Annotated in this window: 6 protein-coding genes and 1 pseudogene; 5 read left to right on the top strand and 2 right to left on the bottom strand. The window is 53.7% G+C overall.

What is annotated here, in order from left to right; all coding sequences use genetic code 11:
* Positions 1 to 264: 264 nt before the first annotated feature.
* The gene (locus LAC65_RS16830; protein WP_040113447.1) at positions 265 to 1,413 is read right to left on the bottom strand and encodes an amidohydrolase; all 1,149 of its coding nucleotides are present in this window, start codon (positions 1,411 to 1,413) and stop codon (positions 265 to 267) included.
* Between the two features lie 219 nt (positions 1,414 to 1,632).
* Positions 1,633 to 2,034 carry an H-NS family histone-like protein gene (locus tag LAC65_RS16835; protein WP_040113448.1) on the bottom strand — a complete coding sequence of 134 codons (402 nt, stop codon included), beginning with the start codon at positions 2,032 to 2,034 and terminating at the stop codon, positions 1,633 to 1,635.
* A gap of 547 nt (positions 2,035 to 2,581) precedes the next feature.
* On the opposite strand from LAC65_RS16835, the gene fhuE reads away from it, so the two are divergent.
* From fhuE to LAC65_RS16860, 5 genes and pseudogenes are all read left to right on the top strand, one after another.
* On the top strand, positions 2,582 to 4,756 hold the full coding sequence (gene fhuE, locus LAC65_RS16840) for a ferric-rhodotorulic acid/ferric-coprogen receptor FhuE (protein ID WP_203025537.1): 2,175 nt from the start codon (positions 2,582 to 2,584) through the stop codon (positions 4,754 to 4,756).
* A gap of 648 nt (positions 4,757 to 5,404) precedes the next feature.
* Positions 5,405 to 6,604, top strand: coding sequence for a glycosyltransferase (locus LAC65_RS16845; protein ID WP_040113449.1), 1,200 nt, complete (start codon positions 5,405 to 5,407; stop codon positions 6,602 to 6,604).
* A 188-nt stretch (positions 6,605 to 6,792) separates the two neighbouring features.
* Positions 6,793 to 7,788 (top strand): MsnO8 family LLM class oxidoreductase, encoded by a 996-nt coding sequence (locus LAC65_RS16850; RefSeq protein WP_224144890.1) that lies wholly within the window; start codon positions 6,793 to 6,795, stop codon positions 7,786 to 7,788.
* 166 nt (positions 7,789 to 7,954) lie between these two features.
* Positions 7,955 to 10,218: pseudogene (locus LAC65_RS16855) on the top strand (NtaA/DmoA family FMN-dependent monooxygenase).
* 9 nt (positions 10,219 to 10,227) lie between these two features.
* Positions 10,228 to 10,737 carry a GNAT family N-acetyltransferase gene (locus tag LAC65_RS16860; protein ID WP_040113453.1) on the top strand — a complete coding sequence of 170 codons (510 nt, stop codon included), beginning with the start codon at positions 10,228 to 10,230 and terminating at the stop codon, positions 10,735 to 10,737.
* Positions 10,738 to 10,745 lie beyond the last annotated feature (8 nt).

Raw genomic sequence — 10,745 nt, forward strand, 5'->3', positions numbered from 1 at the left:
CTGATCCTCTCTTTTTTCGGCGAATAACGCTATTTTTCAATGGCTACAGTAGAAAAATGGAAAAATTACTATTTCAGCGAAGGATAATTTATTCGCAGCGATTTTTGATTTGCGCTTCACGTTTTTTAATCCAAAAAAAAGCTGCCGCTATGTTCAACATGTTGAATGGCATAATAATTGCGCCTGACGTTTTTTATTTGCAGCACTTTTAGGTTTAATTTTTGCGGCTCTGATTAGGCTGCAGAGAAAAAATTGCGTTACGTATTAAACCGGCCGCTGAGCAAAAGCTGCTTCGGCCAGCGCTGCAAGGTAGTGTGCAGCAGGCAACAGCACATCATCGTTAATGCGAAACGCAGGGTGATGCAGAGGCCAGGCTTCACCGGTGCCAATCATGATAAATGCGCCGGGTATGTGCTGCTGATAGTAAGCAAAATCTTCGCCAATCGGGGTGGCAGCAATTTCACGTGCGTCCAGCCCGTTAAGCGCTGCCTGCTGCAGGGCAAACGCTGTCCAGTGCGCATCATTTATCACTGCGGGTGGCCCGACCTGCCAGGTGATTACTATTTCAGCCGCAAACGCTGCGCTGATACCTTTTACCAGTTCACGAAATCGCTGTTCAATACGTTCGCGCGCTGCGGCGGAAAAGGTGCGCACGGTGCCTTCCAGCCAGGCGCTTTCCGGAATGACATTCCACGTGCTGCCGCTGTGAAGCTGGGTAATCGAGAACACAGCATTCTCTGCTGAAGGGAGGTTACGGCTGATCAGCGTCTGGACTGCAGAGACAATGTGCGCGGCAATCACAATAGGGTCGTTACCCTGATTCGGGTGTGCGGCATGGCTGCCGGTGCCGGTGATCTGTAGCGCAAAGCGGTCAACGGCGGCGGTCAGGGCGCCCGCCCGGCTGCCCGCCACACCTGCCGGCAGAGAGGGATCGTTATGGAGACCAAATATGGCAAACGCATCCTGCAAAGCACCGCTGGCAAGCACCGCGGGTGCGCCTTCACCGGTCTCCTCTGCTGCCTGAAAAATAAAGCGCACCCGGCCGGCCAGCTGTGTTTCGCGGGATTTCAGCAGAATGGCTGCGCCCAGTATGGCCGCACTGTGAAAATCGTGACCGCAGGCGTGCATGACTCCGGGATGCGCTGAAGTAAACTCTACTCCGGAGTGCTCTTCAATCGGCAAGGCATCAATATCGCCCCGCAGCACCACCAGCGGACCGGTTGCGGGACCCACTTCAGCGACCAGTCCGGTTGTCAGCGCCAGGGGGAGAATACGGATATTGTGCGCCTCCAGCTGCTGACGGATGCGTTGTGTGGTGGCAAATTCCTGGTTTGACAGCTCCGGGAAACGGTGCAGCTCCTGCCGGAAAGCGACCAGCTGTTCTTTTAACTGCGTTAATTCTGACGGCGACATAGTCTGTTCCTTTCTCACGATTACGCTGCGCGGCGTGCAGCACGTTATCCGGGGAAGGTAACAGCAGAATGAGGGGTCACTATATCTCAATACCCGCAATGATATTGCAATAAGTGAATAACAGCAGCGGCTTATCAGTTCAGGGTTATAAAGAAGGGCAGGAAGAGTGGCGAAACCAGCCCCGGAGAAATGAGGCTGGGAAATATGCGTGTAAGCTAATCAGATTAAAAAATCGTCCAGCGATGCGCCGGCATCAATAGCGGTCTTAATCGGAGAAGGCGTGCGGCCCTGACCCGTCCACTGCTTTTCATTACCTTCTTCATCGGTATATTTATACTTGGCCGGACGCGGCGCGCGTTTAGCTTTAGGTTTAGTTTCTGCCTGGTTTAATTGCGCAAGTTCACTAATATCGATGCCATCATTCATCAGCATCTCTTTGTATAACGCCAGTTTTTCTGCTTTTTCGCGCTGAGCAGCATTATCTGCTTCAGCTTCTTCACGGCGTTCTGCAACGACCACAGCGAGCTTTTCCAGCATCTCATTTAATACCGCTACTTCAATATCACGCGTCTGAGCACGCAGTGTACGAAGATTATTCAATGCCTTTAGTGCATCGCTCATGAATATAACCCTTATTACTGATGTGAAAATTTGAAAGCGCGCATTCTACGATATTTTTTCTCAAATTAAAATATGCATCAGGGCGTTAAATCCGCTATATCGCACAATTATCAGACTCATTGAGTTATCACCTGCATCAGAAATTTATTAGCCGCAAACTGAATATTTAACGGACACCAGAATTTATAAAGTGGTCACGCTACCGGCAGATCGATCTTTCCGCTGTTATACCTTCCTGGGCGGCCTGCCCATGCCGGCGCCCGGCGCAACGCTATGGCGGCCGGCAGCAGGCGGTGACTTTCTGTCGCGTTTTGTAACGAACCGAACGGATAGTCATGCAGTTTGTTAAGCTAAAAAAGCTTAAATCCGTATTAATCAATGAAAATTATGGTTTTTTATCGGATTACAGGGTGTCAGAAGCAGTAACAATTTCTTGCAATAGTAATCTAAATGAGTATATTTCTCATTTGCTTTCTTAGCTATGCCTGCTCCAGGTGACCGGCAGGGTGCGCTGACAGATAAACTAAAATGAGAATTAAGGATGGCTATGTCTTCTAAACCGATGCGCGTCCGCGCTGCGGCTGCAACGGCACAACCTGGGCTGAAAATGTCATTGCTGGCGATGCTGATTGCAGCCGGTGTTGCACAGGCGGCGGAACAGACCCTGATGGTGGAAACCAGCACGTCTGACGTGGAAAATCAGAACGATCGGGATTACAGCATACCGGTAACGCGCGCAGGCACAAAAATGGCGCTGACGGCGCGCGACATTCCTCAGTCGGTATCGCTTATCAGTAAACAGCGTATGGTCGATCAGCAGCTGCAGTCGCTGAATGATGTTCTGTCAAACACTACCGGTATCAGGGGTGTTTCGGCGGATATGGATCGTACCAGTTACTACTCGCGCGGCTTTCTCATTGACAACTATATGGTAGACGGGATCCCGACCGCGTTTGCATCACGCTGGAATCTGGGTGATGCCCAGACCGACATGGCGCTTTATGAGCGGGTCGAGGTGGTGCGCGGCGCGACCGGGTTACTCACCGGGCCCGGGAATCCTTCTGCGTCGATTAATATGGTACGTAAGCACGCTGACAGTAAAACCCCTACCGGATCGCTGGAAGCGAGCTACGGCAGCTGGAATAAACAGCGCTATGTTGCCGATCTCTCTGCGCCGCTCACCCCTGAGGGTAACGTGCGCGGGCGCATAGTAGCTGGTTATGAGGATAAAAACAGCTTTATTGAACGCTACGGTTTTGAGAAAAAATTTATTTATGGCGTGATAGACGCCGATCTGACTGAGAGCACCACGCTTTCCGCGGGCTACGAATTTACGCAGGTCGATACCGATTCGCCGATGTGGGGTGGGGCGCCGCGCTGGTATACCGATGGCAGCCAGACGCATCTGCGTCGCGGCTATAACACTCAACCGGAGTGGGCTTACAACAATAAAGAGAACCGCAAGGTTTTCGTCAATCTGCAGCAGAATTTTGATAACGGCTGGAACATTACGCTCAACGGCACGCATAACGAAATGCTGCTGGACAGTAAGCAGATCTATCTCGACGGCTATTTCAATAAGGTGACCGGTGCAGGCAGCTCTGCCTACGCGAATTATCCGGTCATCGGCGGAACCGGTTATAACACCGGCAAGCGCAAAGTGGATGCGGTAGATGCCTTTGCCAGCGGCCCTTATGAGCTGCTGGGACGCCAGCATCAGCTGATGCTGGGGGTTAACTACAGTCGTCAGGATAATAAATATTACAGCGCCTGGACCAACATCTCCTCTGCTGAACTGGGTAACTTTAACGACTTCAACGGCAACTATCCGGAGCCTGACTGGTCGCCGCGCGAACCTGCCACGGACAGCCAGCTGGTGCGGCAGAAATCGGTCTATATGGCTACGCGCCTGACGCTCGCCGATCCGCTGCATCTGATTGTCGGGGCGCGATATACCAACTGGAACCGTCAGGGCATTACCTCTGAACTGGAAGAGAACAATACCACGCCGTATGGCGGTCTTATCTGGGACATCAATGACGCCTGGTCAGCGTTTGCCAGCTATACCTCGGTCTTTCAGCCGCAGGATAATCTGGATGCCAGCGGCAGTTTCCTGACGCCAGTTGTCGGTAAAAACTATGAGACCGGGGTTAAATCGGACTGGTTTGATAGCCGTCTGACCACCACGATCTCTCTGTTCCGAACCGAGCTGGATAATGCGCCGGTTGATACCGGACGTTTCAGCGAGAGCGGAAGCGCTATTTATGAAACCACCGATGGCGTTGTCAGCCGCGGCGTTGAATTTGAGATCAACGGTGCGCTGACGGATAACTGGCAGATGACGTTTGGCGGTACGACCTACATAGCAAAAGACAGCAAGGGTGAGGCCTATAACTCCCAGCTGCCCCGTACCTCTTTCAATCTCTTTACGCACTATCGCCTGCCTCAGTTCGATAAACTGACGCTGGGCGGCGGCGTTAACTGGCAGTCAAAGACCTGGAAAGATATCGGCGGACCTGAAGGTAACGGAACCTGGCGTGTGCGTCAGGGAAGTTATGCGCTGGTGGACCTGTTTGCCCGCTACGACGTGACAAAAAATCTCTCCCTGCAGGCCAACCTGAAAAACCTGTTTGATAAAGAGTATGACGAGAATGTGGGCAGCAGCGGCATCGTGTATGGCGAACCGCGCAGTTACTCGGTAACGGCGAGTTACCGCTTCTGATCCCGGCAGGCGCGTTCTGAACGCGCCTCTTCTCCTCAGGCGGCTAATGGTTTATACCCATCGCACTCTGCTCTCCTCTTAGGCTAAAGCGCATTCAGGCTGAATAGATTTTTTAATCTCCGGACAAAGTAACGCACCTTACTGTTTAACGCGGTTATGCATTGATGCGCCTCTTTTGCGTACATCACAGGCGGTCGCATGTATAGGCGTCCGGTTATGAATCAGGTCTGCAGGGTGCGCCTTCGTTTAATGGCATGATAATTAAGAATAATATCCACCATATTTACACTCTCCGGCCCGTTATTAAGGATTGTATCTCTGTCTGGTATCAGATAATGCCAGGCTGGCTAATGTTATCAACGTTAATCAAAAGACGATTTAATAGTCGTTAATTTCAATTGATTGATAATGTCCGCTATGCATTCAGACAGGGAATTTTTAATTAGCAGGCTATAAGTTAGTGCGGTTATTTTAATATCTGCCGTAAAAATAATTAATATAAAATAACATGCTGAAATGATTTTCGGGGAATAATCCGAATAACCAATATGAAGGCTAATAAAGCATTATACTCGTCGGGCGATCTGCAATTTTTAACTTTTTGAATGCCGGGTTTGTAGTGTTTAAAGTTTATGGCCGGAGTATAAAATGAAAATCATCATTAGCGGCAAGGGATATCCCGAAAAAAGAAATATTGTTACTGATGTTAAGAAAACGTATATCGATTTTCACTCCAGAAATATCTGGACGTATATTAATGCGTTTCGTGGGAAAATTCTGAAACGCAATAAGCTGTTTATATTTTCCGCTCCGCTATGGTCAGCCGGTAGCGAAAAAAAGGTAGTTCATCTCTTTAATGAAGTGGCAACCAGCCGCGAGCGCTGGGTGTCAACCTTTGAAACCGAGCTGCCGCGGGTATTGCCGGTACCGGGCGTCGCCAAAACAGCTAATCCGCTGTTAAAAAAGCTGATGTACTATGTTGCAGCACCGGAATGTGCCGGCATTATCGCCATCTCAGAGGCAACGCGAAAAATTGAGCTGAAACTGCTGGACGCTTTTCCCATTGAGCGGGAAGCGATTAGCGACAAATTGCACGTGCTGCATCCGCCGCAGCCGGTGCTCTATGAGGGCGGACGCACGCCATCGGCCGATAAAATGATCTTCACCTTTGTCGGTAATGAGTTCTACCGCAAAGGCGGAGCCGAAGTGGTAATGGCTTTCTCCGAACTGATGGAGGAGGGTGTGATATCAGCTGACCAGATCGGCGTTAACCTGATCGGCGACATTAAAAAGCAGCATAATATTGCGCATCGTGAGTGGCAGGACGATGCCGCTTTCCATCATCAAATTGAAACCCTGATAGCTGAGCGCTCCGTATTCACCCATCATACTGCATTGTCTAATGATGAGGTGATGCAGCTGCTGCGTGAAACGCATGTCGGATTGCTGCCGACCTGGCAGGATACCTATGGCTTCTCCGTGCTGGAAATGCAGGCGTGCGGCTGTCCGGTGATTACCACTAACGTCCGGGCGCTGCCGGAAATTAATCCGGCTCAGAGCGGCTGGCTGATCAACTGTCCGCTCAACGATATGTTTGAACTGAATGTGGACACGCTGGCGGAGAAAATGGCGCTGCGCATATTAATTGTGTCGCAGCTCAAGGCACATATTAAGGCGATACTTGAAGACCGGATGCACGTCGCTGATTATTCAGCGGCAGCCGTAAACAGGATCCGTCAGCACCACGATCCGGATAAATTTAACCGCGCGCTCTCTGCCATTTATGGCGCAAAAGATACGCATGGTTCATTTGATCGCAGTGAAGCAGGCGCACTCAAACGCTCTTAATCTTTATCCGACAGCTATTCTTTTTTTAATCTGACTCCTGCAGCTGCTGCAGGAGTTTTCTTATTTCTGTTCCGCCCAGCCGGGTGATATGCGCAAAACAGCAATAGAACTAACAATATGATGTTTTACGTAACGGAATCATAGCCTGCAAACTAAACGCCATATTCATCAGGACAAGGGCAGGGCGTATGTCTTACCAATTAAGCGTGCTCGATAAGTCGCCGGTTGCGGCAGGAGAAAATGCGACACAGGCGCTGGCGCGCTCGCTAAAACTGGCGCAGCGGGCTGAGAGCTGGGGCTATAAGCGCTTCTGGGTCGCAGAACATCATAACAGCGAGCAGCTGGCCAGTCCGTCACCTGAATTGCTTATCGCCTGGATCGCCGCGCAGACGCGCACCATACGCGTCGGCTCTGGCGGCGTCATGCTGCAGCACTACAGTCCCTATAAAGTTGCAGAGAACTTTAATCTGCTGTCATCGCTGGCACCGGATCGCATCGATCTCGGCGTCGGTAAAGCGCCCGGCGGTTTGCCGCTTTCAACGCGGGCGCTTCAGCTCGGGGTTAACCTGGCTGAAAAAGGCAGTTTTGCTGAACAGCTGGCGCTTCTCGATAGCTGGCTGAACGCATCTCCCTCCGCTGACGAAGAGACGCTGCGCGCCACGCCACAGCCACCGCATCCCGCCAGCTGGTTTCTGCTGGGTGCCAGCGAAGCAAGCGCCGGGCTGGCCGCAGAGCTGGGCTGGCAGCTGGTGTTCGCTGCACACCATAACGGCGATCCGCAGCTGATGGCGCGCGTTCTGCAGCACTATCATGCCCGCAGCCGCGGCGGCCGTGCGCTGGTAGCGGTTCAGGTGGTTGTGGCGGATTCGCCGGCAGAGGCTGAACTGCTTACCGATGCGCTGCGTCTTTATCACGTCAGCGTGAAAAATGGCCCGGCGGTTAATGTTGCCAGTCTGGAACAGGCTGAACGTTACGTACGCCAGGGAGGATACGCGGATTACGTCATAGAGCCGCGCACGCCGTCACTGCTAAAGGGCACGGCTGCACAGGTGCATGCTCAGCTGGAGTCGATGCATCATCGCTACGGCATTGACGAATTTATTATCGATACGCCACTCGCTGACGAAGCCGCCCGGTTTAAATCCCTGGAGCTGCTGGCCACCGCGCGACTGGTTGCGGCCTGAGGATAGCGTAATGATCCGCTCCGCTTTTCTTATCTGCTGCTCATTCTGGCATCGCTGCGAGCGATGTTGCCCGGCACCGATCTGATTCTGCCTGCATAACAACGTTTACCTTTTTCGCCCGGCAACCTCTGCGCTGCCGACGGCTCTGCTTTGTCAGGAGTTTATAATGAGTAAAAGAGAATTACGTCTCGGTACGATATTACACGGCGCGTCAGGCAATATGTCCGCCTGGCGGCATCCGGCTGCGCAGGCTGACGCCAGCATCAGTTTTGACTACGCCAGAAAAATTGCGCGCAAGGCGGAAGCGGGCAAACTCGATTTTCTGTTTGTCGCTGACGGTCTCTATATCAATGAAAAATCGATTCCGCACTTCCTCAATCGCTTTGAACCGCTGACGCTGCTCTCAGCGCTGGCGGCGGTCACAGAGCATCTTGGCCTGGTTGGCACCGTCTCAACCTCTTATAGCGATCCTTTTACCATCGCCCGGCAGTTCGCCAGCCTCGACCATCTCAGCGGCGGCCGTGCCGGCTGGAACGTTGTGACCTCGCCGCTGGAAGGATCGGCAAAAAATTTCTCGCGTCAGCAGCATCCGGAACACGCGCTGCGTTACCGGATTGCGGATGAGTATTTGCAGGTGGTGAAAGGCCTGTGGGATTCCTGGGAAGAGGGCGCCTTTGTACGCGACAAGCGCAGCGGTCAGTTTTTCGATCCGGCCAAGCTGCATACGCCCGATCACCGCGGCGATTTCTTTCAGGTGCAGGGGCCGCTGAATATTGAGCGTACGCCGCAGGGGCGACCGATCATTTTCCAGGCGGGCGCCTCCGGAGACGGACGGCGGCTGGCCGCGCGCCATGCGGATGCAATTTTTACCCACCATGCGACCCTGGAAGAGGCGCAGGCGTTCTGGCGCGATGTTAAACAGCAGCTGGCCGAAAACGGACGCGCCGCGGATGACCTCCATATCTTTCAGGGCGTCAGCGTGATCGTCGGTGACGATGCCGCAGATGTTGAGCAGCAGTATCAGGCTACCGCGCAGCTGGTCTCAGTGCCGGATGCGCTTAATTATCTGGGGCGGTTCTTTGACCACCATGATTTCTCACGCTACCCGCTGGATGAACCTTTCCCAGAACTGGGTGATATCGGTCAGAACAGCTTCCGCAGCACCACCGATGAAATAAAACGCAACGCCCGCGTGCGCGGTCAGACGCTGCGCCAGGCCGCGCTGGAAGCGGCCACGCCGCGGCCGCTGTTTCACGGCACGCCAGAACAGGTCGCCGATGGCCTGCAGCACTGGTTTGAACAGAAAGCTGCTGACGGTTTCATTATCCAGGGCGGAACGCCCGACACGTTTGAACGCTTTGTCGATCGGGTTATCCCGCTGTTGCAGGCGCGCGGACTAAGCCGGCGCGACTATCCGGGCACCACGCTGCGCGCCAGTCTGGGTCTGCAGACCCCCGAAAATCAGTTCACATCATAATAACGATCAGGATGAATGCTATGCAGAAAAAATCATTGATAGCGCTGCTGTTACTGGGGCTAAGCAGCGCTGCCGGGGCGGAAAACGTCGCCGTTAACGGGCAGCAGGTCAGCGTGGAGGCGAATAAGACGCCCATTAACACTGCAAAAAATGCAGCGGCTATCGCGCAGATCCCGGCCGGACACCGGTTTGCTGTACCTGGCGCGTTTACCGTGGCGGTGGCCGCCCTTAATTCCCCTCCGCTTACGGTGTTCAGCGACGACAACAAAACGCTGCTTGGCAGCGAAGTGGATATGGCGCGTCTGGTGGCGGACAGCCTCGGCCTGAAGCTCAACGTCGTGCCAACCTCCTGGGAAGACTGGCCGCTCGGCGTGGCGTCCGGCAAATATGACGCGGCGATCACCAACGTAACCGTCACAAAAGCGCGCAAAGAGCGTTTTGATTTTGCCACCTACCGCAAAGACTCACTGGGCTTTTATGTGAAAAAGAGCAGCCCAATCGTTTCGCTCAGCAAAGTAGAAGATATTGCCGGCCTGCGCATTATTGTTGGCTCCGGGACCAATCAGGAAGCGATCTTACTGGCGTGGGATCAGGAAAACCGCGCAAAGGGCCTGAAGCCGTTTATCCCGGTTTATACCAAAGATGACGCAGCGCAGACGCTTTCACTGCAGGCCGGACGTGCGGATGCTTACTTTGGCCCCAACGTCATCGGCGCCTGGAAAGCGGCGCTCAACGGGCAGACCAGGCTGGTGGGCAGCGTGGACGGCGGCTGGCCTAAAGCGGCGCACATTGCAGTGACGGTGAAAAAAGATGGCGGGCTGGTGCAGCCAGTCAATACGGCGCTTAACGGCGTGATACAAAACGGCGACTACGACAAGGTGCTGAATCGCTGGGGCGAAGGCATTGAGCGGCTCGACCGCTCGGAAATCAATCCACCGGGCCTGGGCGACTAAGGGGGCAATATGCATTTTTTTCGTGATGTTTCACCCGCAGCGGCAGAGCTGCAGCCGATTATTACCGGCCTGTTTGGTGAATATGCTGCCCGCTATGGCGACTATTTCAGCAGCCAGAATGAGGTGGAGCAGGATGAGTGGTTTCTGCCTGCGCAGGGAGGCCTGTTTATTGTACTGGAGCGGGATGGCGAAATTATCGCCATGGGCGCCTACAAGCGCTATGACGCACAGACGGCGGAACTGAAACGCATCTGGACGCGCTCCGATCTGCGCCGTCAGGGCCTGGCACTACTGATCCTGCAGGAGCTGGAGCGTCGTGCGCTGCGCGCCGGCTATCAGCGTGTCTGGCTGACCACCGGCTTTCGTCAGCCGGAGGCGGTGCGCCTCTATATCGGCCACGGCTACCAGCCGCAGTTTGCCCTGCTGGAAGATATGGAGATCTACGGCCGGCCGCCGCACGACGGCCGCCTGCGCTTTCTGAAGATAATTGATGTCCACGCTGCGGCACAGGCGAGCTGAGGAGCCGA

This window comes from Pantoea eucrina (genome assembly GCF_020079945.1).
GTDB classification, from domain to species: domain Bacteria; phylum Pseudomonadota; class Gammaproteobacteria; order Enterobacterales; family Enterobacteriaceae; genus Pantoea; species Pantoea eucrina.

Excerpts from the sequence above, each read along its gene's own strand:
- LAC65_RS16830 (WP_040113447.1), bottom strand. The coding sequence starts at position 1,413 with ATGTCGCCGTCAGAATTAACGCAGTTAAAAGAACAGCTGGTCGCTTTC.
- LAC65_RS16845 (WP_040113449.1), top strand. The coding sequence starts at position 5,405 with ATGAAAATCATCATTAGCGGCAAGGGATATCCCGAAAAAAGAAATATT.
- LAC65_RS16860 (WP_040113453.1), top strand. The coding sequence starts at position 10,228 with ATGCATTTTTTTCGTGATGTTTCACCCGCAGCGGCAGAGCTGCAGCCG.
- fhuE (WP_203025537.1), top strand. The coding sequence starts at position 2,582 with ATGTCTTCTAAACCGATGCGCGTCCGCGCTGCGGCTGCAACGGCACAA.
- LAC65_RS16850 (WP_224144890.1), top strand. The coding sequence starts at position 6,793 with ATGTCTTACCAATTAAGCGTGCTCGATAAGTCGCCGGTTGCGGCAGGA.
- LAC65_RS16835 (WP_040113448.1), bottom strand. The coding sequence starts at position 2,034 with ATGAGCGATGCACTAAAGGCATTGAATAATCTTCGTACACTGCGTGCT.